Below are 23,643 nucleotides of genomic sequence, written 5' to 3'. Positions count from 1 at the left end.
GAGAGAGGTGTCGGAACAGTCAGGGGGGTCACCGCCTGAGGGCAGCCCCAAGGGCGTGAAACCCCTGATTGGGCCCGACTCTAACCGGCCCATCTCCCAGACCTCGGAAGGGTCGCCCGCGTGGCGGCCCTTTCTCGTTTGCCCGCGTGGGTATAGGCTGTGCCCCATGCTACACGTCACCGACCAGATAGAGATCGAGGACTGGGAGATCACCGAGGTGTTCTCGCGCGCCTCCGGTCCGGGCGGGCAGAACGTCAACAAGGTGTCGACCGCGGTCGATCTGCGATTCGAGGCCGATCGGTCGCCCAACCTGCCGGGCGCGGTCAAGGCGCGGCTGAGGCGGCTGGCCGGCCGGCGCTGGACCAAGGACGGCGCGGTGCTGTTGCAGGTCGACGAGACCCGCAGCCAGGCCCGCAACCGCGAGATCGCGCGCGAGCGGCTGGTTGCGCTGATCCAAGAGGCGGCCAAGCGGCCCAAGCGCCGTGTGCCCACCAAACCCACGCTCGGGGCCAAGAAACGCCGGCTCAAGGCCAAGAAGGAACGCGGCGAGGTCAAGGCGATGCGCGGCCGGGTGGAGGGCTGGGAATGACCGGTAAAGCTGCGCTTCTGGCCCGGCGCGAACGGCTGATGGGCCCCAACGTGCCCACCTTTTACGACGACCCGGTGCATATCGTGCGCGGCCACGGCGTATGGCTGTGGGATATCGAGGGCCGCATCTATCTCGACGCCTACAACAACGTGCCCCATGTGGGCCACTGCCACCCCTGGGTGGCCGCCGCCATCGCCGCCGAGGTGGGTACGCTGAACACCCACACCCGCTATCTGCACGAGGCCGTTCTGGATTACATCGAGCGGCTGACGGCGACCATGGGCCACGACCTGAGCCAGGCGATCATGGTCTGCACCGGGTCCGAGGCCAATGACATTGCCCTGCGCGTGGCGCAGGCGGCGACGGGCAAGACCGGGATCATCGCCACCGACAACACCTATCACGGCAACACGTCGGCGGTCAGCCAACTGTCCACCCGGCGTCCGCCGATCGGCGGCTACCCGTCCCATGTGCGTCTGGTTCCGGCGCCCGACAGCCTGCGCCCGCTTGGCGGCAGCCTTGCGGCCCAGCCCGCCGCCTTTGCCGAAAATGTCGCGCGCGCCGTCGACGAATTGCAGGCGGCCGGCCATGGCCTTGCCGGGTTCATGTTCTGCCCGTTTTTCGCCAATGAGGGCTTTCCGGTCACCGCGCCGGGGTTTCTCGACCCCGCGGTCGAGGTGATCCGCCGCGCCGGTGGCCTTTTGCTGGCCGACGAGGTGCAGCCGGGCTTTGGCCGGCTGGGCAGCCATTTCTGGGGGTACGAGTGGCTGGGCGTGGCCCCCGACGTGGTGACGCTGGGCAAACCGATGGCCAACGGTCACCCGGTGGCCGCTCTGGTCACCCGGCCCGATCTGATGGCGGCCTTTCGCACCGCCTTCGGTTATTTCAACACCTTCGGCGGCAACCCTGTCTCGGCCGCGGCGGCACTGGCCACGCTCGAGGCGCTCGAGGCCGACGGGTTGCAGGACAACGCCCGCACCACCGGCGCCTACGCGAAGGAGCGCCTGCGCGCGCTCGACCATCCCTTCCTCGCCGAGGTCCGCGGGCAGGGTCTGTTCTTCGGGGCCGAGTTCGTCACCGACGAGGCGATGACACCTGCCACCGATTTCACCGCGCGCCTCGTCGAGGCGGTGCGCGCCAAGGGCGTGCTTATGGGCCGGATCGGGCGCGCGATGAATATTCTGAAAATCCGCCCGCCGATGCCGTTTTCCCGCGACAACACCGATTTCCTCATCGACCGGCTGGCCGAGGCGCTGGCCGAAACCGAGATAACCCCATGACCCCGCAAGAAGCGCTGGCCGCCGCCCGAGAGGCCGCCACCCATTGGCCCGGCTGCGACGCGCCGGTCCTGATCAGCCACCGCGAGAACGCCGTCTTCGAGGTGGCCCTGCCCGAGGCGCGGCGCGGCGCGCTGCGTGTCCACCGCCGCGGCTACCAGACCGAAGACGCGATCCGGTCCGAACTTTGGTGGCTCGAAGCGCTGGCCGAGGCGGGGCTGGCCGTGCCGCGCCCCGAACGCGCCGCCGATGGCGCGCTTCTCGCCCGCAACGCCGACGGGCGGATCGCCTCGCTGATCGGCTGGGTCGAGGGGCGGCCGGTGGGCGCGGGCGGTGTGCCACTGGAGGGCACGCCCGAGTCGCAGATGCGCCTCTACGCCAGTGTCGGGCACGCCGTGGCCGCGATGCATGTCGCCGCCGACCGGCTGCGGCTGCCGGCCGATTTCCACAGGCCGCACTGGGATATCGAGGGGTTGCTCGGCACGACGCCGTTCTGGGGCCGGTTCTGGGAACACCCCGCAGCCAGCGGCGCGGAGGCGGCGCTGCTGGCCGAGGCGCGCGATTTCGCCCGCGCGCGGCTTTCCGATTACGCCGCCGGAGGCGCCGATCAGGGCCTGATCCACGCCGACCTGCTGCGCGAGAACATCCTCTTCGACGGACACCACGCGCGCCTGATCGATTTCGACGATTGCGGCTTCGGCTTCCGCCTCTACGATCTCGGCACCGCGCTCAGCCAGAATCTCGAGGAACCCGCGCTCGACGCGATCGCGACCGGCCTTGTCGAGGGCTACGCCACGCTGCGCCCGCTGACCCGCGACGACCACGCCATCCTGCCGGTCTTCGTCATGCTCCGCACGCTGGCCTCGGTGGGCTGGACGATCCCGCGCCGCGCCTCCGACGACCCGCAGGTCCGTGCCTATCTCAACCGCGCGCTGCGCACCGCGCATGCCGTGATGGCGGGCCAGCCGCTCTTCCATATCGGCTGAGCCGATCATGCACGGCCCGCGGCGTCGCGCCGGCGGCGGCGTTGTGGAGTTGGGTATTTGGACCAAGAAGAAGCCAGGGGCACGCCTTTGCCCTTCTTCTTGGTCCAAATACCCATGGCGGGCGATCGAAAGGCGCGCAAGGCCGGGCAGGGGCGGTCAGACCACGACCTCCAGCGCCTCCTGCTCGCCCACGCCGAAGACGCGCTTGTAGCGCGCGATCTCGCCGGCGGGGCCCATTGCCTTGTTGGGGTTGTCCGAGAGTTTCACCGTTGGCCGGCCGTTGGCGCTGACCGCCTTGCAGACCAGCGAGAAAGGCGCCAGGCGGTCGTCTGACACAAGGCCGCGGAAATCGTTGGTGAGCAGCGTGCCCCAGCCGAAGCTGATCTTGGCGCGGCCGTCGAATTGCCGGTGCAGGTCGCTGATCTTGTCCGCGTCCAGCCCGTCGGAGAAGATGATCAGCTTCTTGCGCGGGTCCTCGCCGCGAGATTTCCACCAGCGGATCGCCGTTTCGGCGCCGGTCGCCGGGTCGCCGGAATCGATGCGGATGCCGGTCCAGCCGGCCAGCCAGTCGGGCGCGTTTTCCAAGAACCCCTCGGTGCCGTACGTGTCGGGCAGGATGATGCGCAGGTTGCCCTCGTGTTCCTCGTGCCAGTCGGCCAGCACCCTGTAGGGCGCCTTGCGCAGCTCTGCGTCGGTTTCGGCCAGCGCGGCGTAGACCATCGGCAACTCGTGAGCGTTGGTGCCGATCGCCTCGAGGTCGCGGTTCTTGGCGATCAGGCAGTTCGAGGTGCCGACGAATTTTTCGCCCAGCCCTTCGAACATGGCCTGCACGCACCAGTCCTGCCAGAGGAAGGAATGGCGCCGGCGGGTGCCGAAATCAGCGACGCGCAGCCGGTCGAGGTCGCGCAGCCGCTCGATCTTTTCCCACAGCTTGGTCATCGCGCGGGCGTAGAGCACCTGCAGCTCGAACTTGCCCATGGTCTCAAGCACCGCGCGCGAGCGCAGCTCCATCAGCACCGCGAGCGCGGGGATTTCCCACAGCATCACCTCGGGCCAGCGGCCTTCGAAGGTCAGCTCGTACTGGCCGTCGCGCTTTTCCAGGTAATAGGGCGGAAGGCGCAGGTTTTCGAACCATTCCATGAAGTCCGAGCGGAACATCTGCCGCTTGCCGTAAAAGGTGTTGCCCCTGAGCCAGGTGCTTTCGCCGCGGGTCAGACTGAGCGTTCGGATATGGTCGAGCTGCTCGCGCAGCTCGCCCTCGTCGATCAGCTCGGCAAGCGGGATTTCGGTGCTGCGGTTGATCAGCGAAAAGCTGACATGCGTGTCGCGCTTGTTGCGGAACACCGATTGGCACATCAGGAGCTTGTAGAAATCGGTGTCGATCAGCGACCGCACGATCGGGTCGATCTTCCACTTGTGGTTATAGACCCGGGTGGCGATATCCACCATGTCAGGGCTCCAGCACCACGTTCGCGTCCAGCAGCGCGGCGCGGGCGTCCTCGGACGAGCCGTCGAGGTCGATCGCCCGGCAGGCGCCTTCGAGCACGGTCACCGCGTAGCCCAGCTTGGCGGCGTCTAGAGCCGAATACTGCACGCAGAAATCCCAGGCGAGGCCGGCGATGGTGACGTGGTCGACGCCGCGGGCGCTGAGCCAGGTGTCGAGCTCGGTTTCGGTCTCATGGTCGTTCTCGAAGAAGGCCGAATAGCTGTCGATCTCGGGGCGAAAGCCCTTGCGCACCACGAACTGCGCCTTGCCGACCGCGAGGTCGCGGTGAAAGGCGGCGCCGTAGGTGTCCTGCACGCAATGGTCGGGCCAGAGGATCTGGGCGCCATAGGGCATGTCGATCACTTCGTAGGGTTTCTTCCCCTCGTGGTTGGAGGCGAAAGAGGAATGGTTTGCCGGGTGCCAGTCCTGCGTCAGCACAACGACCTGGAACTCGTCCATCAACGCGTTGACCCGCGGCACGATCTCGTCGCCGCCGGGCACGGCCAGCGCGCCGCCGGGGCAGAAATCGTTTTGCACGTCGACGACGATCAGGGCTTCGTTCGCGGGTCGCATGGGCCTGTCCTCCGATGGGTCCTGTTCGTGGGTAAGTGGCCGCCCCCGATCCGTCAATGCCCCGCCCTTGCCGCAGGCGGGCGGGCGGGGCTATGAGGGCGGGCATGGTCACGATAGCCGCGCTTTACCATTTCACACGTCTCGACGATCCCGCCGCGCTGGTCGCGCCGCTGCGCGCCGTCTGTGCGGCGGGCGGCGTCAAGGGCTCGCTGCTGCTGGCCGGCGAGGGGGTCAATGGCACGATCGCGGGGCCGCGCGCGGGGATCGACGCGGTGCTGGCGCATCTGCGGGCCCTGCCGGGCTGTAACGCGCTGGAATGGAAGGAAAGCCATGCCGCCGAGATGCCCTTTGGCCGGATCAAGGTGCGTCTCAAGCGCGAGATCGTCACCATGGGCCAGCCCGATATCGACCCGCGCGCGCGGGTGGGCCACTACGTCGAGCCGCGCGACTGGAACACGCTGATTTCCGCGCCGGATGTCGCGGTGATCGACACGCGCAACGCCTACGAGGTGGCCATCGGCACGTTCGAGGGCGCGATCGACCCCGGCACCGACAGCTTTCGCGCCTTTCCCGCGTGGTGGGAGGCCAATCGCCACCGCTTCCACAACAAGCGAATCGCCATGTTCTGTACCGGCGGCATTCGCTGCGAGAAGTCGACGAATTACCTGCTGGGGCAGGGAATGGCGGAGGTTTACCACCTCAAGGGCGGTATTCTGAAGTACCTCGAAGAGGTGCCCGAGGCCGACAGCCTCTGGCAGGGGGCCTGTTTCGTTTTCGATGGTCGTGTGTCGGTTGGTCACGGGCTGGCCGAGGGGCCGCATCTGCTGTGCCATGGCTGCCGGCGGCCGCTTTCGCCCGAGGACCGCGCGCGGCCGGGGTACGAGGAGGGCGTCTCTTGCCATCGCTGCGCGGCGGACCTGACCGAGGCGCAAAAGGCGCGGTTTCGCGAGCGTCAGCGGCAGGTGCGGCTAGCCGCCGCGCGCGGTCGGCGGCATCTGGGCACGGACGGGTGAGCGCAGGCAACGCACGCCGCGGCCCCGGCCGCGCAGACCGGCGCGGTGTCGCGGGCGGGGCAGGTTGCGGCGGGGCCGGGCGGGCACTAGCGTGGCGCCGGGGAAGACGGAGCCGCCGATGATCGCCTATCTCGCGGGCTGGAAGCCCCAGAAGGACGCGCTGTTTCGCGCGCTCGTCGGCGCGGCGGGCGAGGGCGGGCGGCGGCTGGCCGTGATCGGGCTTTCCCTCGGGCGCTACCCCGAGGCCGCGGCCCGGGCCGAGGCGGCGCTGGCGGTGGCCAAGCGCCAGCCGCGGGGGGCGCTGGGGCGCTGGCTGAAACGGCAGCTTCTGATCCGGCAATACGCCTGGGCGCGGGGCTATTTCGCGCGCCATCCCGACCATGTGGCGGTCTGCTGGAACGGCATGACCGGGTCGCGCCGCGTGTTCATCGAGGGCGCGCAAGATGCCGGCGCGGCGCGGCTTTTCATGGAGCTGGCGCCGTTTCCGGGGCGGATCACGCTCGACCCCGCGGGGGTGAACGCGGCGGCGAGCCTGCCGCGCGAGCCGGGTTTCTACCGCGCCTGGGCGGAAGAAGCGCCCGGCCGGCTGGGCGAGGACTGGCGCGGCCTTGGCGCGGGTCTGGTGGCCCGAGCGGCGCGCCGGCGCGATGTGGGGCAGGGCGACGCGGCGGGGCTGGCGGGTGCCGGCAGCTTTCTCTTCGTACCGCTGCAGGTGCCCAATGACAGCCAGATCACCCGATTCGGCGGCTGGGTGGGCTCGGTCGAGGGGATGATCGCGGCACTGGCCGAGGCGGCACGCGCGCTGCCCGCGGGCTGGCACCTGCGCATCAAGGAACACCCGTCGTCGCGCATCCCGATGGGCGCGGCGCTGGCCGCCGCCCGGGAACGGGCGCAGGGGGCCATCGTCATCGACAACGCAACCGACACCTTCGCCCAGGTCGCGGCCAGCCGGGGCGTGATCACGATCAATTCCTCGGTCGGGCTGCAGGCGTTTTTTCATGACAAGCCCGTGCTGGTGCTGGGCGAGGCGTTTTTCGCCATACCGGGTGTGGCGACCCCGGTCGGCGGCCCCGACGCGCTGGCCGCCGCGCTGGCCGCGCCCGAGGCGCTGGGGTTCGAGCCGGCGCTGCGCGCCGCCTTCATGAGCTATCTCGACCAGGTCTATTACCCGCGGGTCGAGACCGGCCCCGACGGCGCGCCGCGGCTTGACCCCGGCACGGTGGCCCGAAAACTGGCCCAGGCGCGCTCCGCGTGCTGAGGTGGGCCTTTCACGTCGCCGCGCTTTCCGCTATGGCACGGCGGCAAATCCTAGCGATGCAAGGAGACCCTGATGGGCTATAGAGTCGCCGTCGTCGGCGCCACGGGCAATGTGGGCCGTGAAATGCTGAACATCCTCGCCGAGCGGGAATTCCCGGTTGACGAGGTCGCCGCGCTGGCCTCGCGCCGTTCGCTGGGCACCGAATGCAGCTTTGGCGACAAGACGATCAAAACCCAGGATCTCGACACCTTCGATTTCACGGGCTGGGATATCGCGCTTTTCGCCATCGGCTCTGGCCCGACCAAGGAATATGCGCCCAAGGCCGCCAAGACGGGCTGCGTGGTGATCGACAACTCGTCGCTTTATCGCTACGACCGCGACGTGCCGCTGATCGTACCGGAAGTGAACCCGCAGGCGGTCCACGGCTATTCCAAGAAGAACATCATCGCCAACCCCAACTGCTCGACCGCGCAGATGGTGGTGGCGCTCAAGCCGCTGCACGACCGCGCCACGATCAAGCGCGTGGTGGTCTCGACCTACCAGTCGGTCTCGGGCTCGGGCAAAGAGGCGATGGACGAGCTGTGGAACCAGACCAAGGGCATGTACGTGCCCGGCCAGGAGGTCGAGCCCAGCGTCTACCCCAAGCAGATCGCGTTCAACGTGATCCCGCATATCGACGTCTTCCTCGACGATGGCTCGACCAAGGAAGAATGGAAGATGGTCGCCGAGACGAAAAAGATCGTCGACGCCTCGATCAAGCTCACCGCGACCTGCGTGCGGGTGCCGGTTTTCGTCGGTCATGCCGAGGCGATCAATATCGAGTTCGAGGAATTCCTCGACGAGGACGAGGCGCGCGACATCCTGCGCGAAAGCCCCGGCATCATGGTGGTGGATAAGCGCGAGGATGGCGGCTATGTGACGCCGGTCGACTGCGTGGGCGATTTCGCCACCTTCATCAGCCGCATCCGGCAGGATTCGACCATCGAGAACGGGCTGAACCTGTGGTGCGTCTCGGACAACCTGCGCAAGGGCGCGGCGCTGAACGCGGTGCAGATTGCCGAGCTGTTGGGCCGCGAGGTGCTGAAGAAGGGCTGAGGGGCGGCAGGGCCCGCCAGCGGCGCGGGCCCTTCTTTCGCTTGCCAGCGCTCCCGCCCCTGCCGCAGGCTGGCCCTGCCGCGGCTGAACCGGAGCGAATCCCATGCGTGCCCTTGCCCTAGCCCTGTTGCTCGTCCCCTCGGCCCTATGGGCCGAGGACATTGCCCTTTCCAGCGCGGTCAGTGCCGTCACGCTTTACCCCGACGGGGCCACGGTGACGCGCAGCGTTCCGTTTTCCATTCCCGCCGGCCAGCACAGGCTGATGCTGGCCGACCTGCCGCGAACGACGCCGATCGATGCGATCCGTGTGGCCGTGTCGGGGGCGACGATGGGTAGCGTCACCGCCCGCGACGATTTCGTGCCGCCGCGCGACGACGCGCCCGACCCCGCGCTTGAGGCTGCCGAGGCCGAGGTCGAGCGCGCCGAGGCGGCGCTGCGCGAGGCCGCCGCCGGGGTCGAGGCGATCCGGGCAGAGGCCGAGGCCGCCCGCGCCCGGCTGAGCTTTCTTAAGGCCCTGCGCGAGGCGCCCGACCTCGCCGAGGTAGAGGTGGCCGCCCTGCGCGAGATGACCGCGCTGATCGGGGTTGAAACCCTGTCGGCGCTGCGTTCTCAGCAAGAGGCCGAGCGCCGCGCCGCCGATGCCCAGCGTGCGCTGAAACCTCTGGAAGAGGCGTTGGCCCGTGCCCGGCAGGCCCGCGACGCGCTGGTGCCCGAGGACGAGGCGCGGGCGATGGTGGGCGTCGAGGTGTCCGCGCCGGCTGCGGCCGAGGGGGTGGTGACCATCGAATATCCCGTCGGGGCGGCGCAGTGGCGGCCGGTCTACGATCTGCGGCTCGACCGCACCGCGGGGCAACTGACCATCGAGCGCGGCGCGCTCGTCGCCCAGTGGACCGGCGAGAACTGGGTCGGCGCGACGCTCAGCCTGTCCACCGTGCGCCCCAGCGGCCAGGTGGCCCCGGCCGAGCTGTGGCCCGATCGGCGGCGCATCGGCGACCCGGCAGAGCGCTATGCGGTCGGGGCCGGGGCGCCCATGGCCGATGCCGAGATGGCCCTGTCCGAGCCCGCGCCGGCGCCGCCGATCGTGGCCACGGCCGAGTATGACGGGCTTTCGGTGCGCTACGCCTATCCCGACCCGGTCGATATCGCCTCGGGCGCCGATAATGTACGGCTGGCGCTCGGCACGCTTTCGACCGCGGCCGAGATCAGCGCCCGTGCCGTGCCGATGCTGGACGCCACCGCCTATCTGATGGCCGAGATCACCAACGACACGGGCGAGTTGATCCTGCCGGGCGCCGAGGCTGCCTTTTACCTCGATGGCCGGTATATAGGTGTGCAAAGCCTCGAGCTGATCCCGGCCGGCGGAACGGCCGCGCTGGCCTTCGGCCCCATCGAGGGGCTGCGGCTGACCCGCACCGTCGAGGACCGCGAAGAGGGCGACCGGGGCGTGATCCGCAAATCGAACGAAGAGACCGAGGCGGTGCGCATAGAGGTGGAAAACCTCACCGGCGAGACCTGGCCGCTGCGGGTGATCGACCGCGTGCCCTTTTCCGAACAGGAAGACCTGGAAATCACCTGGAAGGCCGACCCAGCGCCCGCCGAGACCGATATCGACGGCAAGCGCGGGGTGATGGCCTGGCGCGTCGAACTGGCTCCGGGCGAGACGCGCGAGATCGCGCTGTCGCACCGCATCGTCTGGCCCGACGGCAAGGTGCTGCGCTAGCGGCCGCTCCCGTCGCCGGCGTGCCGGCGCGTCAGGATGTGCCGTGGCCCGCGGCCCGGGCCGAAACCTCTTGCAGCCCGTGGACGAGGAAGATGCCCATCACGCCGTGATAGACGATCAATCCTCCGAGCACGTGAAGCATGTTGATCCAGCCCCACTCATAGGCGGTGGCGGCGGTGACGCCCAGCGCCGCGATCGCCGACGCCGCGAGGGCCAGCAGCATGGCGCGGCCATTCGGCCCAAGCCTGCGGGCGACGATCGCGCGGCGCTCGACCTCGGCCGCGCCCATCAGCACGGCCAGCGAGAGCAACAGGTAAAGTGCGAGGAACTGAAACAACGTCCACCTCCTTTTCGGTTATGACCGGCGCCGATTTCCGGCGCTGCGAAAACCGTTAACCGCGGCGCGCCGGTTGCGCAATGAGACGCAATGCCCGAGCCGCGGGGCACGCCGCCGCCGCGGCCCGGCCTTGCTCAGACCAGGACGAACCGGTCCGTGTGCTGATCGTAATATTCCAGCGTGCCTTCGCCAAGGTCGTTCCAGATCGCGTGCAGCGTCAGGTCCTCCGCCTCGACCGCCGCGCGCACGAAGGGAAAGCTCATCAGGTTTTCCAGCGATACCAGAAGGCCGTCTTTCTCCATCGCGCGCAGCCGCTCGGCCTCGTCCTCGATGCCGGACTGGCGTTCGTAGCTGGGGCGCAGGATGTCCATCCAGCGGCCGATGAAGCTGGTCTTTTCCTCAAGGTCGGGCGCCTTGCCCGCGCACATGTCATGGCAGCCGCGGATGCCCCCGCACTGGGAATGCCCCATGACCAGGATATGCGCGACCTTCAGATGCTTGACCGCGTATTCCACCGCGGCCGAGGTGCCGTGGTGGTCGCCGTCGGGTGCGTAGGGCGGCACGACATTGGCGATGTTGCGATGGATGAAGAGCTCGCCCTCCTCCGCCGAGAAGACCGAGATCACGTTTACCCGGCTGTCGCAGCAGGCCACGACCATGGCGCGCGGTCTCTGGCCCTCTTCGGCCAGGCGGCGGTGCCAGGTTCTGTTTTCGGCATAGCTGGTTGCGCGCCACCCGTGATAGCGCTGGGCGAGGTATCCGGGCAGGGGGCGGGCCTGCGGCATGGGCGTCTCCTTTCGATCTCAATCGGCTGTCTAGGACCTATCCACACACTTTTCGAGCGGTTTTATGCGCACCGGCGAACCATTTCTTCAGCATCGCCGCGCAGGATCGCCGCCGGCGGTGGGGGCCGGTCGGTCAGGGGGTGCGCGTGGCGCAGCTTGTCGCCTTGCGGCCAAGAGAGCCGCTCAAGCTCGATCCCGAGCGGATCGCGGGGATGTATCTGGCGCTGGGCGAGGCGCGCGCCGGGCAGATGATCGCTGCGCTGCTGCCGCTGCTGGGGCAGGATCTGGGCGCCCTGCGCGCGGCGGCGGACCGGGGTGACCGCGCAGGGCTGGCGCGCCACGCGCGGCGCGTCGCGCGGCTGGCCGGGGCGGTCGGGCTGACCGGGGTGTCGCTGGCCGCCGGGGGCGTGGCCGGTGCGGCAGAGATGGCTGACGACACCGCGATCTGCGCGACAGTGCAGCGGCTGGACCGCGTGGCGGCGCGCAGCCTCGCGCTGGTGCGCCATCTGGACGAGGGGGCCGGCTGATCGCGCCTTGCGGGCCGGGCGGAACCCGTTACCTTGACCGGGCCGTTCGCAACCAACCCGGAGCGCCTGATGACCCTCGGCTTTGCCGCCCCCGACCTGCCCGCCACCCCGCTTTTCGTGATCGAGGAGGCCGAGCTGGAGGATTGGCGCGCCGGGCTGCCCGCAACGCAAGCCGCCTGGCTGGCGGAAACCGGATTTAGCGCGCGGCTGGGCGAGGCGCAGCCGATGCCGGGGCCGGGCGGTGCCGTGGCGGGGGTGGCGCTGGGCTATGGCAGCGCCGCGGCGCGGACCCGGGGCCGGTTTCACCTCGCGGCTGCGGCGGCGCGGCTGCCCGGGGGCGCGTACCGTCTGGCCGAGTGGCCCGAGGGCATGGCGCTGGAGGAAGAGGCGCTGGGCTGGTTGCTGGCCGGCTACCGGTTCGACCGCTACCGCAAACCCGACCCGCGCGACCCGGCACGGTTGCAGCCGCCCGAGGGCTTCGATGCCGCGCGGATCGAGGCGATTGCGTCGGGCGAGGCGCTGACGCGCGACCTGATCAACACCCCCGCCGCCGATATGGGCCCCGCGGCGCTGGAGGACGCGTTCTTTGCACTGGCGGGCCGCTTCGGGGCCGAGGCCAGCGCGGTGCGCGGCGACGACCTGCTGGCGCAGAACTTTCCCCTGATCCACGCGGTTGGCCGGGCCGGGCCCCAGCCGCCGCGCCTGCTGGAGATGCGTTGGGGCAGCGCCGGGCCCCGGCTGACGCTGGTGGGCAAGGGCGTGTGTTTCGATACGGGCGGTCTCAACCTCAAGCCCGGCAGTTCGATGGGGCTGATGAAAAAGGACATGGGCGGGTCGGCCACCGTGCTGGGGCTGGCACAGACAATCATGGCGCTGGGCCTGCCTTTGCGCCTGAGGGTGCTGGTGCCGGCGGTGGAAAACAGCGTGTCCTCGACCTCGTTCCGGCCGCAGGACATCCTGACCGCGCGCAACGGGCTGACCGTGGAGGTCAACAACACCGATGCCGAGGGCCGGTTGGTCCTGGCCGACGCGCTGGCGCTGGCCGCCGAGGAAGACAGCGACCTGACCGTGTCGATGGCCACGCTGACCGGCGCGGCGCGGGTGGCCGTCGGGCCCGACATCGCGCCCTTCTACACCGATGCCGACGCGGCCGCCGCGGCGTTGGCCGAAGCCGGCGCGCGGGTGGCGGACCCGGTGTGGCGGATGCCCTTTCACGCGCCTTACGAGGCGATGATCGAGCCGGGGATCGCTGATCTGGACAACGCGCCGGCGGGCGGTTTTGCCGGCTCGATCACCGCGGCGCTGTTCTTGCGGCGCTTCGCCGGGGCGGCGCGCTACATCCATTTCGATATCTACGGCTGGCAGCCCAAAGATGCGCCGGCGCGGCCCAAGGGCGGCGTCGGGCAGGGTGCGCGCGCATTGCTCGACGCGCTGCCGGGGCTTTTGGGGCTCTGAGCATGGATCGGCGTCTGACACCCGCCAACGGCCGGGTCGCCGCGGCGCATCTGCGTGGGCAGGTAGAGGCCGCGCGCTTTGTCCAGCCCGCGCCGCGCCGGATCGCCCGCCCGCTGGCCGACCTGATGCGCGCGCCCGGCGGGGCGCGCGAGCGTCAGCTGGTTTACGGCGAGGGGTTCGAGTTGCTGGAAGAGCATGACGGCTGGGCCTTCGGATACGCCGCGCGGGACGGGTTCGTCGGCTATATCGAGGCCGGGGCGCTGGGGCCCGAGGGGGCGCCCACCCACTCGGTCTCGGCCCTGGCGACCCACGCCTATCCGGCGCCCGACATCAAGAGCGTCGATATCTGTGCGCTGAGTTACGGCAGCCGGCTGCGGGTGGTGGCGCAGGGCGAACGGTTCGTCGAGACCGCCGAGGGCTGGTTCGTGCCCCGCGCGCATCTGCGCCCGCTCGATGCGCCTGAGGACGACCCGGTCGCGCTGGCCGAGCGGTTTCTGGGTGTGCCCTATCTCTGGGCCGGCAACTCGGCCTGGGGGATCGACTGTTCGGGGCTGGTGCAGGTGGCGTGGCTGGCCTGCGGGCGGCCCTGCCCGGGCGACAGCGATTTACAGGAGGCCGCGCTCGGCGCGGCGCTGGCGCCGGGCACGCGTCCGCGGCGGGGCGATCTGCTGTTCTGGAAGGGCCATGTGTCGCTGGCGGTCGACGAGACGCGGATGATCCATGCCAATGCCTATCACATGGCCGTGGCCTACGAGGATATCGCGGCGGCCATCGCCCGGATCGAGGCCCAGGGCGAGGGGCCGCCGACGGCGCACAAGCGGGTCTCGCCGGCGTCTAGTCGGTGACCGGGCGGATCAGTTTCTTTTCCAGCACGCGCAGCACGGTCTTGAGGTCGTGCCCGCGTTTCAGAATGCGGCCGTCCATGCCGATCACCGTGTACATGCCCTGCCGCTGGCGCAGCTTGGGGCGTTTCTCGACGCGGTAGAGCGGGTGCTCGGCGGTGCGGCGGAAGATCGAGAAGACGGCGGCCTCGCGCAGGCAGGAAATGCCGTAGTCGCGCCATTCCCCGGCGGCGACCATGCGCCCGTAGACCGTGAGGATCGCGCCCAGTTCGGCACGGTCGAAACTGACCTGCTCGGGCAGGTGGGCGGGGCCGGGAAAGGGCGTGGGCGGCAACGCGGTCATTGCCGAAAGGTGCCGCCCTTGGCCGGGCAAATCAAGCCTTGCCCGGCTTTTGCCCGGAAATCACCCCGGGATTTTCCCGCGCCGACCGCGAATGTGCCAGTTTTGCCAGCGACAACGGGGCATAGCGAAGACGCTACTCCGGTGCTGCGGACTAACAGCCCCCACCCAGCCGCGGCATCGGAGCCTTCGCTTGTCTCTGCCCCGGGCGCGTCCTGCGTCACGGGGCATTTTCTTGGCGTCCCGTCTCAGGCGAACTGCCCCTGGCAGAACCAGCCCGACGACATCTCGGCCCCGTGGGCGTAGTAAAGCCACAGCCGCGGCCCCTCTTCGGTGTCCACCCGCCAATAGTCGCGCACGCCCGAGCGCCAGGCCGGGTCGTCGAGCCACCATTCCGGCGCGATGCGTTCGGGGCCCGCGGCGCCGAGGCTGTGAAAGCGGCGCCCGCGCCAGCGGAAGGCGGTCGGCGGCGCGGGGCGGTCGGGGGCGGCCACCGGTTCCGGCGGGCAGAGCAGAAGCGGCCGGTGCAGATGGCGGTCGGGCCAGTGCTCGCACGGGGCCGACCACGCGGCGGCAAGCACCTGATAGCCTTTCTCGGGCACGTGGCTTTCGGCCGGGTAGAGCCGCAGGATCGCGTCCATCCCCACCCGCGCGCCCAGCCGCCCGATCAGGTCGTCGAGCCCGCTATCGCCGGCCTGCCGCGCCGCGGCGGACTCGGCCGCGGCCGCATGGCCGGCGTGCTGGCGGGGGTGCAGCGGCTCGGTCTGCATCGCCTCGACGCGCAGCCGGTCGATGCCCGGACCCGGGTCGATCTCGCCAAGCTTCATAGCAAGAAGCGGCCGGATCGGGTCGGGGGTGTCGGCGGGGCGTGCCAGGCCCACCTCGACGCGTTCCACCCCGCGGTCGGCGCGCCAGGCCTGAAGCTGCACCCGCCGCGCGCCGCGCCCCTTGTCGCGCAGCCGGGCGCAGAGCACCGGGAGCAGACGGTCGAGCCCGGCCAGCATGTCCGTCTCCAGCCCGATCGGTTCGGGCAGGCTGAGGCGCACGGCGAAATGCAGGGGCGCGGCGGCGGGCGAGATGGGTTCCGGCGTGGCCCCGAGCGCCTGGTCCAGCCGTTCGACCACCGCCCGGCCGAAGCGCCGGGCCAGCGGCGCGCGGGGCATGCCCAGAATATCTTCGACCCTGTGCAGGCCGAGCCGCGCGAGCCCCGCCACCGTCTCGCCCGGCAGGCGCAGGGCGGCGAGCGGCAGGGGCGCGAGGGCCTGCCGGGTCTGGCCCGGGGCCGCGATCCGGCCCGCGGGCCCGGTGGCGGGCCGCGGCGGTGCGCCCCGGCGGCGGGCGGCGCGGGCGCGGGTCGCGCGGGCCTCTTGCGCGATGGCGTCGCCGCTGCGGTGGGGGGCGGCCCGCCGCCCGGCATAGCGCGCCAGCGCCCAGGCCGCGCCGCGGGTATCGGCCAGCCCCGCCCGCACGCTCAGCCCCAGGCCTGCGCAGTCCTCCTGGACCTGCGCCATCAGCGCCTCTTCGCCCCCGAACAGATGCGCGCAGCCCGTGATGTCGATCACCAGCGCATCGGGCGGCTCTTCGGCGACCCAGGGCGAGAACTTGGCCGCCCAGCGCCTGAGGCCGGTCAGAAAGGCGGCCTCGGCGGCGGGGTCGGCCATGCGGGTGACGAGCGCCGGGCAGATCGCGCAGGCATCCCTGAACCGCTGGCCGGGGTAAAGCCCCGCCGCCTCGGCCTCGGCCGAGAGTGCGGCGATCACCTCGGCGCCGTTTTCCTCGGCCAGCACCGCCAGCGGCCCGGGCGGCAGTCCGCGCGCCGCGCGCTGAAGACGCTCGGCGGCGAGGCGGGGAAACCACAGCGACAGGATACGGCGGGCGGGCATGGCGGCCTGTATGTTCACTATATGTTCCATATAGCAGGCCGCTGCGGCGCGAGTCGAGGCGCTGACGACGATGTGACCCCTGTCCGAGGCCCATCCGGTCTACCCTGCCCGCACCCAACAGGAGGACATGCCAATGACCATGACCCGTATCTTCCCCGCCGCGCTGATCGCGGCCGCCGCGCTGGCCGCACCCCTGGCCCAGGCTGCCGACGCCACCGACCCGACGGTCAAGGCGCGCCAGGAGGCGATGGACAAGATCGGCAAGAACATGAAGATCATCAGCGAGATGGCAAAGGGCGAGCGCGGCTTCGACCCCGACGTGGCCAGCGCCGCCAGCGCCGCCATCGCCGAGCAAGCCACCGAGGTGCCGGCGCTTTTCGAGATGCAGGCCGACGACCCCGAATCGACCGCCAAACCCGCCATCTGGGAGGATTTCGACGATTTCACCGCCAAGGCCGAGACGCTCCAGACCCGGGCCGAGGCGGCGGATGTCGGCACGCCCGACGCATTGAGGGCCTCGCTGATGGATCTCGGCAGCGCGTGCAAGTCGTGCCACGACGACTATCGCACGAAGGATTGACGCCCGCGTCCCGACCGTTGCACGGTCCCGGTCTTTGCCCCATTCTCGCCCCAGTGAACAGGGAGGAGAGCGCATGAGAACCCGTGCAGCCGTGGCCTGGCAGGCCGGCAAGCCGCTGGAGGTGACCGAGGTCGATCTCGACGGCCCCCGCGAGGGCGAGGTGCTGGTCGAGATCAAGGCCACCGGCATCTGCCATACCGATGAATTCACCCTCTCGGGCGCCGACCCCGAGGGGCTGTTTCCCGCGATCCTGGGGCATGAGGGCGCGGGCGTGGTGGTCGATACCGGCCCGGGCGTCACAAGCGTGAAAAAGGGCGACCACGTCATCCCGCTCTACACGCCCGAATGCCGGGAATGCGAATACTGCCTGAACCCCAAGACCAACCTCTGCCAGTCGATCCGCTCGACGCAGGGGCAGGGGGTGATGCCCGACGGCACCTCGCGGTTTACCACGCTCGATGGCGATCCGATCCTGCATTACATGGGCACGTCGACCTTTTCCAACTACACGGTCCTGCCCGAGATCGCGCTGGCGAAGATCCGGCCCGACGCGCCCTTCGACAAGGTCTGCTACATCGGCTGCGGCGTGACCACCGGCGTTGGCGCGGTGATCAATACCGCCAAGGCCGAACCGGGCTGCCGCGCCGTGGTCTTCGGTCTCGGCGGCATCGGTCTCAATGTCATCCAGGGGCTCAGGCTGATCGGGGCCGACCAGATCGTCGGCGTCGACCTCAACCCCGGCAAACGCGAAATTGCCGAACGGTTCGGCATGACCGATTTCGTGAACCCCTCCGAGGTGGAGGGCGATTTGGTGCCCTACCTGGTAGAGCTTACCAAGGGCGGCGCCGATTACACCTTCGACGCCACCGGCAATGTGGGCGTGATGCGCGCGGCGCTGGAATGCGCCCACAAGGGCTGGGGCGAGAGCATCATCATCGGCGTGGCCCCCGCCGGGGCCGAGATCGCCACCCGCCCCTTCCAGCTGGTGACCGGGCGCACCTGGAAAGGCACCGCCTTCGGCGGCGCGCGCGGCCGAACCGACGTGCCCAAGATCGTCGACTGGTATATGCAGGGCAAGATCGAGATCGACCCGATGATTACCCACACCCTGACGCTGGACGAGATCAACAAGGGGTTCGATCTGATGCATGCGGGCGAAAGCATCCGTGCGGTGGTGGTTTACTAACCCGCCCCGCTGCCCCATGTGAGGACCAGAGCCGGGCGCGCCCTCTTGGCGCGCCCCAAGAACGAGAAAGCAGAGATGCCCGACAAGAAACCGCCCCTCCTCGCCGTCCTGATCGACGCCGACAACATTCCCGCCCGCTATGCCGAGCCGATCCTGAAAGAGATCACCTCTTTCGGTGAGCCAGCACTCAGACGCGTTTATGGCGACTGGTCATCGACCCGGCTCAACCCCTGGGCCGGAAAAGTGATGGAGCTGGGCCTCGTCGCCCACCAGGAAACCGCCAATACCAAGGGCAAGAATGCCTCTGACATCGGTCTCGTCATCGACGCGATGGACATCTTGCATTCGGGCCGGTTCGACGGCTTCGTGCTGGTCTCGTCCGACAGCGATTTCACCCGGCTGGCCAGCCGCATCCGCGAGCAAGGGCTCGACGTGATCGGCATCGGCGAGGCCAAGGCGCCGGTCAGCCTGCGCAACGTCTGCAACCGGTTCGTGCTGATCGAGAACCTGGTGGAAGAGACGTCCACGCCGCAAAAAGGCGATCCCGTGCCGACCGCGACCAAGCGCCCGCCAAAGGAGGCGGCGGAACTGATCATCCGCGCGATGGACAAGATCAGCCAGGAGGACGAGTGGTACACGCTGGGCCAGATCGGCCAGTACATCACCGCCGACAACCCCGATTTCGACACCCGCAGCTATGGCAAGCGCAAGCTCTCGGACCTCGTGCAAGAGCTCAAGCGGTTCGAAACCCGCCGGGTGTCAAACCAGTTGCAGATCAGGCGGCTGGATTAGGGTGATCGGGGCGGCCGGCGGCGTGGCGATCAACCACTTTGCCGGGCCCGGAAAACGCCCTCGCCGCAAGCGAACCGCCCGCCAGGGCCAGGGCGCGGTGCGCGCGACATTCCCGCCCCGGATATACCAGCGACGGGCGCTGCCTTGAGGGCAGAGACGGACGGCGCGGCCAAATCCTGTGTGACCGTCAAAAGGCCACCCGGAAGCCGGGGCCGGCGTCATCGGGCGCGGGTTCGGAGACGACGTGTTCGACCCGCGCACCGGGCGGCCCGCTGTTCAGGGCGTCGACCAGCCGCTGCACCCGGTCCCGCGGGCCCGCGATCAGGGCCGTCACGGCGCCGTCCGTTTCGTTGCGCACCCAGCCGTCCAGCCCGAGCGCCTGCGCCTCGCGCTCGGTCCAGGCACGAAAGCCCACGCCCTGCACCCGTCCGGTAACCTTGACGCGGACCGCTATCCGCTCGCTCATCCGTGTCTCCTTTCCCTTTATGCCCCGCCGTGGCGCCGCCGCGGCAGGCAAACCGCGCAAGCCCCATTGACCGGCCACCGAAAGCGCCTCATATCGCTGTGCCATGACCGAGCTCAAATATATCCGCAATTTCTCCATCGTGGCCCATATCGACCACGGGAAGTCCACCCTCGCCGACCGGCTGATCCAGCTCACCGGGACCGTGGCCGAGCGCGACATGAAGGAGCAATTGCTCGACGCGATGGATATCGAGCGCGAGCGGGGCATCACCATCAAGGCCAACACCGTGCGGATCGACTATCCCGCCAAGGACGGCCACACCTATGTGCTGAACCTGATCGACACGCCGGGCCACGTGGATTTCGCCTACGAGGTCAGCCGCTCGATGCGCGCCGTCGAGGGCTCGCTGCTGGTGGTCGACGCCACGCAAGGGGTCGAGGCGCAGACGCTGGCCAACGTCTACACCGCCATCGACGCCGATCACGAGATCGTACCGGTGCTGAACAAGATCGACCTTCCGGCCGCCGAGCCGGAGCGCGTGGCCGAGCAGATCGAGGACGTGATCGGCATCGACGCCTCCGACGCGCTCCAGATCTCGGCCAAGACCGGGCTCGGCATTCCCGACGTGCTGGAGGCCATCGTCAAACGCCTGCCGCCGCCGCATGAGGGCGACCGCGGCAAGCCGCTCAAGGCGATGCTGGTGGACAGCTATTACGACCCCTATCTCGGCGTCGTCGTGCTGGTGCGTATCATCGACGGGGTGATGAAAAAGGGCGACCGGATCAAGATGATGAAAACCGGGGGCACCTACCCGGTGGACCGGATCGGCGTCTTCCGCCCCGCCATGCAGGAGATCAAGGAACTGGGGCCGGGCGAGATCGGGTTCCTGACCGCCTCGATCAAGCAGGTGCGCGACACCCGCGTGGGCGACACGATCACCACCGAGAAAAAGGGCTGCGAGACGCCGCTGCCGGGCTTCAAGCCCAGCCAGCCGGTGGTGTTCTGCGGGCTCTTCCCCGTCGACACCAACGATTTCGAAGACCTGCGCGACGCCATCGAGAAACTGGCGCTGAACGACGCGAGCTTCACCTACGAAATGGAAACCTCCGCCGCGCTGGGCTTCGGCTTTCGCTGCGGGTTCCTGGGGCTTTTGCATCTCGAGGTCGTCCGCGACCGGCTGGAACGCGAATACGGGATCGACCTGATCACCACCGCGCCGTCGGTGATCTACAACGTCTACATGCGCGACGGCACGATGGTCGAGCTGCACAACCCCGCCGACATGCCCGACCTGACCCATGTCGACCATATCGAAGAGCCGCGCATCAAGGCCACGATCCTGGTGCCCGACGAATACCTGGGCGACGTGCTGAAACTCTGCCAGGACCGGCGCGGCGAACAGCTGGACCTGACCTATGCGGGCTCACGCGCCATGGTGGTCTACGACCTGCCGCTGAACGAGGTGGTGTTCGATTTTTACGACCGCCTGAAATCGGTGACCAAGGGCTATGCCAGCTTCGACTACCAGATGATCGGCTACCGGCAGGATTACCTCGTCAAGATGCAGATCCTGGTGAATGACGAACCGGTGGACGCGCTCTCGACCATGGTGCACCGCGACCGGGCGGAAATGCGGGGCCGGGCGATGTGCGAGAAGCTCAAGGAACTGATCCCCCGCCACATGTTCAAGATCCCGATCCAGGCGGCCATCGGCGGCCGGGTGATCGCGCGGGAAACGCTGGCGGCACTGAGGAAGGACGTGACCGCCAAGTGCTATGGCGGGGATGCCACGCGGAAGAAGAAGCTGCTGGAAAAGCAGAAGGCGGGTAAGAAGAAGATGCGCCAGTTCGGGAAGGTGGAGATCCCGCAGGCGGCGTTCATCAATGCGTTGAAGATGGATGGGTGAGGGGCGACCCCGGCTTTGGCCGGGGTGAAATCGCTCCGGTGGAGCGATTTCAGCGCCGAACGCCCGAGGCCGCTGCCGAGGGCAGGGAACATGTAAGAGCACCGAAGCAGATGGGCGGGCGAAGGCCGCCCATCTGCTTGGCTTTTCCGCGCGAGTCTACTTTCGCCGGGGTTCACCTCTAGTGTCACCCCGCCCGGGTTTGGGCACTCTTTCCACGGTAGTTGTTCTGGGGCGGCGCTCCGCCTCTTTAACCGGAATGAACTTTCCAGCAAGCGTAGGGTGGGTGCAACCCACCATGCATCGTGATATCGCCCATGGTGGGTTGCCACCCACCCTACGGGGCTCACGCCCTCGTTATGACCCCCGACCGATCCGCGACAGACTGACGCACGTATCTCTCCCGCAACACCAGAAAGGGAGGCTTCCATGGACCGTCTCAGCATCATGCTGACCCCCGTCACCGGGGCTGTGATCACCGGGTTCCTCGTTATCGTCATGTTCTCGCTGGGCTTCTACAGCTGGATCGCCGTCGCCATCGGCGCCGGCATCGGCTGCGTGCTGGCCTGGCCCGCGGCCTACATCGTCTCGCGCCGGATCAAGGAGAACGACAGCGCCTGGGCCCGCCGCGCCCCCGACGACCAGCGCCGCGCGGCCCTGCGCGCGGGCCTGCCCGAGGTCTGATCGCCCGCGCCCGCGCCGGACACGGAACATCGGCCTTCTTCGCGCGTTTTAGTGCTGAAAGGAGGCTTATCATGGACCGTTTGAGCCTGGTCCTTACCCTTGCTGTCGGGGCGCTCGTCACCGGCGGCTTCGTTATCGCCGTTCTGGCGATGGGCTATTACAACTGGGCCGCCATCGGCGGGGCCGCCGCTGCGGGTTTCCTGCTGTCCTGGCCGGGGGCCTACATGGTCTCGCGCCGGATCAAGCGGCGCGACCCGGAATGGGACCACCGCCGCGCCGAGCGCGCCAAGGGCCCGATCCCGCGCCCCGGCGCGCCCGAAGTGTGACGCATTTTCCAGCCGAAAGGAGGCTTGGCATGACCGAGACACGCAAGACCACCCTGCCGATCGTGACGATGGCCAAGGACAACACCGAGTTCCGCGACGTGATCTACACCGGCGACAAGACCCAGCTGGTGCTGATGGCGATCCCGCCCGGGGGCGAGATCGGCGGCGAGGTGCATGAAGGGCACGACCAGATCCTCGTCTTCGTCCAGGGCGAGGGGCGCGCCAAGATCGGCGAGACCGAGACGCCGGTGAAAGAGGGCGACCTCAGCTTCGTGCCCTCGGGCTGTTACCACAACTTCGTCAACACCGGCGACGGGCCGCTGAAGCTCTACACCACCTACAGCCCGCCCGAACACGCGCCGGGCACCGAGCACGCCACCAAGGCCGAGGCCGACGGGGCCTGAGGGCTATTCGGCCCCGCGCACCGCCTCGGGGTGATCTGCGATGAAATGGTGCAGCACCGCGTAAAGCTCGCGCGCCTTCGGCACGTCGTCGGCGTGCAGCGCATCGCGGATGTCGTCGCAGATCATCGCCTGCACCTTTTGCGGCCCGTGATGGATGTGCATCATGTAATCGCCCAGCGCCGAGGCGTTGAGATCGGGCAAATGTTCATGGGCCGCGATGGCCGCGATTTCCTCGCGGGTCAGGCTGGTCATGTCTTCGATATCGTCAATGCTGATCATGGCGCCGGTCTCCTTTGCCGGGACCAGCATAGCATGGGGCGCTCCGGAACCGCTTGACCGGGGTCAAACCGCGGCATCTCGACATATGATGTAATTCAGATATATATTATATAAGCGCTTCACTCAACCATTCCTCGCAAAGGAGCGCGACATGAACACCCTCAAGGCCCTCGCCCTCGCCGCCCTTCTCGCCGCGGGTCCCGCCGCGGCGCAACAGGCCGACCGGCTGGTGAACGTGGTCACCGCCGAGAACCCCCAGACCCAGTTGATGAGCATGGTGCTGACCCTGCAGGCGCTGCAGCAGGGCGCCAATGTGCGCGTCATGCTCTGTGGCCCGGCCGCCGACATTGCCCTGAAAGAGGCCCCCGAGAGCGCCACCGCCGGCCAGCCGCCCAAGGACATGAGCCCCCAGGGCGCGCTGATGGCCGCCATCAAGGCCGGCGCCAAGGCCGAGGTCTGCGCGATCTACCTGCCGGGCAAGGGCGCAACCCCCGAGGCGCTGATCGAGGGCGTCACCGTGGCAGAGCCCCCGGCGATGGCCAAGGCGCTTATGCATCGCAGCACGCGGGTCTGGAGCTTCTGATCCGGTCTTGCGCCATGTCAAGGACGGCGCGGGGAAAACGTGCCTAGCGTCCGCGCGGTTTTCGGTATCTCACCGGGGTGCGTCACGTTCCGCCTTGCGACTTTGCTGTTCTCGATGATCTCATCCACGCTGATGGGGGTGGGCGTCGTCGCCGTCCTCGTCGCCGGCTACGGGACGCTGGTGCCGATCCTCGCCGCCGCCGCCGTGGGGTTCGTACTGGCAGTGCCGGTCACCTGGCAGGTGACCCGCGCCCTCTACTGACCGCCGGTCCCAT

At 68.9% G+C, this 23,643-nt stretch carries 27 protein-coding genes; 19 read left to right on the top strand and 8 right to left on the bottom strand.

Annotated elements, in window-relative coordinates:
• The first annotated feature begins 166 nt into the window (after nt 1-166).
• The 3 genes from arfB to Ga0609869_RS17130 are packed head-to-tail and all read left to right on the top strand — an operon-like array spanning nt 167 to nt 2,852.
• Nucleotides 167-589: an alternative ribosome rescue aminoacyl-tRNA hydrolase ArfB gene (gene arfB / locus Ga0609869_RS17140; RefSeq protein ID WP_125402997.1), complete on the top strand. Its 423-nt coding sequence runs from the start codon at nt 167-169 to the stop codon at nt 587-589.
• Nucleotides 586-1,869, top strand: coding sequence for an aspartate aminotransferase family protein (locus Ga0609869_RS17135; protein WP_125402998.1), 1,284 nt, complete (start codon nt 586-588; stop codon nt 1,867-1,869). Before arfB ends, Ga0609869_RS17135 begins: the two co-directional genes overlap by 4 nt.
• The gene (locus tag Ga0609869_RS17130) at nt 1,866-2,852 is read left to right on the top strand and encodes a phosphotransferase enzyme family protein (RefSeq protein WP_125402999.1); all 987 of its coding nucleotides are present in this window, start codon (nt 1,866-1,868) and stop codon (nt 2,850-2,852) included. Before Ga0609869_RS17135 ends, Ga0609869_RS17130 begins: the two co-directional genes overlap by 4 nt.
• Nucleotides 2,853-3,008: 156 nt before the next feature.
• Here Ga0609869_RS17130 and pncB read toward each other — a convergent pair whose 3' ends face one another.
• Together pncB and pncA are read right to left on the bottom strand one after the other, a co-directional pair.
• The gene (gene pncB / locus Ga0609869_RS17125) at nt 3,009-4,301 is read right to left on the bottom strand and encodes a nicotinate phosphoribosyltransferase (RefSeq protein WP_125403000.1); all 1,293 of its coding nucleotides are present in this window, start codon (nt 4,299-4,301) and stop codon (nt 3,009-3,011) included.
• A 1-nt stretch (nt 4,302) separates the two neighbouring features.
• Nucleotides 4,303-4,911, bottom strand: coding sequence for a bifunctional nicotinamidase/pyrazinamidase (pncA, locus tag Ga0609869_RS17120; protein ID WP_125403001.1), 609 nt, complete (start codon nt 4,909-4,911; stop codon nt 4,303-4,305).
• Between the two features lie 104 nt (nt 4,912-5,015).
• Here pncA and trhO point away from each other — a divergent pair, with 104 nt between their 5' ends.
• From trhO to Ga0609869_RS17100, 4 genes are all read left to right on the top strand, one after another.
• Nucleotides 5,016-5,924 carry an oxygen-dependent tRNA uridine(34) hydroxylase TrhO gene (gene trhO, locus Ga0609869_RS17115; RefSeq protein WP_125403002.1) on the top strand — a complete coding sequence of 303 codons (909 nt, stop codon included), beginning with the start codon at nt 5,016-5,018 and terminating at the stop codon, nt 5,922-5,924.
• Between the two features lie 118 nt (nt 5,925-6,042).
• Nucleotides 6,043-7,182, top strand: a complete 1,140-nt coding sequence (locus Ga0609869_RS17110; protein WP_125403003.1) for a capsular polysaccharide export protein, LipB/KpsS family — start codon at nt 6,043-6,045, stop codon at nt 7,180-7,182.
• 72 nt (nt 7,183-7,254) lie between these two features.
• Nucleotides 7,255-8,277, top strand: a complete 1,023-nt coding sequence (locus Ga0609869_RS17105) for an aspartate-semialdehyde dehydrogenase (protein WP_125403004.1) — start codon at nt 7,255-7,257, stop codon at nt 8,275-8,277.
• A 103-nt stretch (nt 8,278-8,380) separates the two neighbouring features.
• A complete protein-coding gene (locus Ga0609869_RS17100; protein ID WP_125403005.1) occupies nt 8,381-9,997 on the top strand; it encodes a DUF4139 domain-containing protein in 1,617 nt (538 codons plus the stop codon).
• A gap of 31 nt (nt 9,998-10,028) precedes the next feature.
• On the opposite strand, the gene Ga0609869_RS17095 is transcribed toward Ga0609869_RS17100, so the two are convergent.
• Together Ga0609869_RS17095 and Ga0609869_RS17090 are read right to left on the bottom strand one after the other, a co-directional pair.
• The gene (locus Ga0609869_RS17095) at nt 10,029-10,334 is read right to left on the bottom strand and encodes a hypothetical protein (protein WP_125403006.1); all 306 of its coding nucleotides are present in this window, start codon (nt 10,332-10,334) and stop codon (nt 10,029-10,031) included.
• Between the two features lie 134 nt (nt 10,335-10,468).
• Nucleotides 10,469-11,119, bottom strand: coding sequence for a carbonic anhydrase (locus Ga0609869_RS17090; protein WP_125403007.1), 651 nt, complete (start codon nt 11,117-11,119; stop codon nt 10,469-10,471).
• A 146-nt stretch (nt 11,120-11,265) separates the two neighbouring features.
• On the opposite strand from Ga0609869_RS17090, the gene Ga0609869_RS17085 reads away from it, so the two are divergent.
• From Ga0609869_RS17085 to Ga0609869_RS17075, 3 genes are all read left to right on the top strand, one after another.
• Nucleotides 11,266-11,646: a hypothetical protein gene (locus Ga0609869_RS17085; RefSeq protein WP_125403008.1), complete on the top strand. Its 381-nt coding sequence runs from the start codon at nt 11,266-11,268 to the stop codon at nt 11,644-11,646.
• 69 nt (nt 11,647-11,715) lie between these two features.
• Nucleotides 11,716-13,101, top strand: a complete 1,386-nt coding sequence (locus Ga0609869_RS17080; RefSeq protein WP_125403009.1) for a leucyl aminopeptidase family protein — start codon at nt 11,716-11,718, stop codon at nt 13,099-13,101.
• Nucleotides 13,102-13,103: 2 nt separating this feature from the next.
• Nucleotides 13,104-13,946, top strand: a complete 843-nt coding sequence (locus Ga0609869_RS17075; RefSeq protein WP_125403010.1) for a C40 family peptidase — start codon at nt 13,104-13,106, stop codon at nt 13,944-13,946.
• Here the strand turns inward: Ga0609869_RS17075 and Ga0609869_RS17070 are convergent.
• Together Ga0609869_RS17070 and Ga0609869_RS17065 are read right to left on the bottom strand one after the other, a co-directional pair.
• Nucleotides 13,936-14,286, bottom strand: a complete 351-nt coding sequence (locus tag Ga0609869_RS17070; protein WP_125403011.1) for a DUF2794 domain-containing protein — start codon at nt 14,284-14,286, stop codon at nt 13,936-13,938. The genes Ga0609869_RS17075 and Ga0609869_RS17070 overlap by 11 nt on opposite strands.
• A 245-nt stretch (nt 14,287-14,531) precedes the next feature.
• Nucleotides 14,532-16,166: a Y-family DNA polymerase gene (locus Ga0609869_RS17065; protein WP_369022880.1), complete on the bottom strand. Its 1,635-nt coding sequence runs from the start codon at nt 16,164-16,166 to the stop codon at nt 14,532-14,534.
• Nucleotides 16,167-16,299: 133 nt separating this feature from the next.
• On the opposite strand from Ga0609869_RS17065, the gene Ga0609869_RS17060 reads away from it, so the two are divergent.
• The 3 genes from Ga0609869_RS17060 (at nt 16,300) to Ga0609869_RS17050 (ending at nt 18,724) form a co-directional block, all read left to right on the top strand.
• Nucleotides 16,300-16,746 (top strand): c-type cytochrome, encoded by a 447-nt coding sequence (locus Ga0609869_RS17060; protein WP_170168764.1) that lies wholly within the window; start codon nt 16,300-16,302, stop codon nt 16,744-16,746.
• A gap of 73 nt (nt 16,747-16,819) precedes the next feature.
• Nucleotides 16,820-17,932: an S-(hydroxymethyl)glutathione dehydrogenase/class III alcohol dehydrogenase gene (locus Ga0609869_RS17055; protein WP_125403685.1), complete on the top strand. Its 1,113-nt coding sequence runs from the start codon at nt 16,820-16,822 to the stop codon at nt 17,930-17,932.
• Between the two features lie 75 nt (nt 17,933-18,007).
• The gene (locus tag Ga0609869_RS17050) at nt 18,008-18,724 is read left to right on the top strand and encodes an NYN domain-containing protein (RefSeq protein ID WP_125403684.1); all 717 of its coding nucleotides are present in this window, start codon (nt 18,008-18,010) and stop codon (nt 18,722-18,724) included.
• A 187-nt stretch (nt 18,725-18,911) separates the two neighbouring features.
• Here Ga0609869_RS17050 and Ga0609869_RS17045 read toward each other — a convergent pair whose 3' ends face one another.
• The gene (locus Ga0609869_RS17045; protein ID WP_125403683.1) at nt 18,912-19,190 is read right to left on the bottom strand and encodes an acylphosphatase; all 279 of its coding nucleotides are present in this window, start codon (nt 19,188-19,190) and stop codon (nt 18,912-18,914) included.
• A 103-nt stretch (nt 19,191-19,293) separates the two neighbouring features.
• On the opposite strand from Ga0609869_RS17045, the gene lepA reads away from it, so the two are divergent.
• The 4 genes from lepA (at nt 19,294) to Ga0609869_RS17025 (ending at nt 22,507) form a co-directional block, all read left to right on the top strand.
• A complete protein-coding gene (gene lepA / locus Ga0609869_RS17040) occupies nt 19,294-21,096 on the top strand; it encodes a translation elongation factor 4 (RefSeq protein ID WP_125403682.1) in 1,803 nt (600 codons plus the stop codon).
• A 426-nt stretch (nt 21,097-21,522) separates the two neighbouring features.
• The gene (locus Ga0609869_RS17035; protein WP_125403681.1) at nt 21,523-21,777 is read left to right on the top strand and encodes a hypothetical protein; all 255 of its coding nucleotides are present in this window, start codon (nt 21,523-21,525) and stop codon (nt 21,775-21,777) included.
• Nucleotides 21,778-21,848: 71 nt separating this feature from the next.
• Nucleotides 21,849-22,103, top strand: coding sequence for a hypothetical protein (locus Ga0609869_RS17030; RefSeq protein ID WP_125403680.1), 255 nt, complete (start codon nt 21,849-21,851; stop codon nt 22,101-22,103).
• 29 nt (nt 22,104-22,132) lie between these two features.
• Nucleotides 22,133-22,507: a cupin domain-containing protein gene (locus tag Ga0609869_RS17025; protein WP_125403679.1), complete on the top strand. Its 375-nt coding sequence runs from the start codon at nt 22,133-22,135 to the stop codon at nt 22,505-22,507.
• A 3-nt stretch (nt 22,508-22,510) separates the two neighbouring features.
• On the opposite strand, the gene Ga0609869_RS17020 is transcribed toward Ga0609869_RS17025, so the two are convergent.
• Nucleotides 22,511-22,786 (bottom strand): hypothetical protein, encoded by a 276-nt coding sequence (locus tag Ga0609869_RS17020; RefSeq protein WP_125403678.1) that lies wholly within the window; start codon nt 22,784-22,786, stop codon nt 22,511-22,513.
• A 151-nt stretch (nt 22,787-22,937) separates the two neighbouring features.
• Between Ga0609869_RS17020 and Ga0609869_RS17015 the strand changes: the two genes are divergently transcribed.
• Entirely contained in the window at nt 22,938-23,369 is a 432-nt protein-coding gene (locus Ga0609869_RS17015; protein ID WP_125403677.1) for a DsrE family protein, read from the top strand.
• A gap of 114 nt (nt 23,370-23,483) precedes the next feature.
• A complete protein-coding gene (locus tag Ga0609869_RS17010; RefSeq protein ID WP_125403676.1) occupies nt 23,484-23,630 on the top strand; it encodes a CTP synthetase in 147 nt (48 codons plus the stop codon).
• Nucleotides 23,631-23,643 lie beyond the last annotated feature (13 nt).

This window comes from Rhodovulum iodosum (assembly GCF_041020385.1).
Lineage (GTDB): Bacteria > Pseudomonadota > Alphaproteobacteria > Rhodobacterales > Rhodobacteraceae > Rhodovulum > Rhodovulum iodosum.
This window is presented reverse-complemented; position numbering and strand designations above follow the sequence as displayed.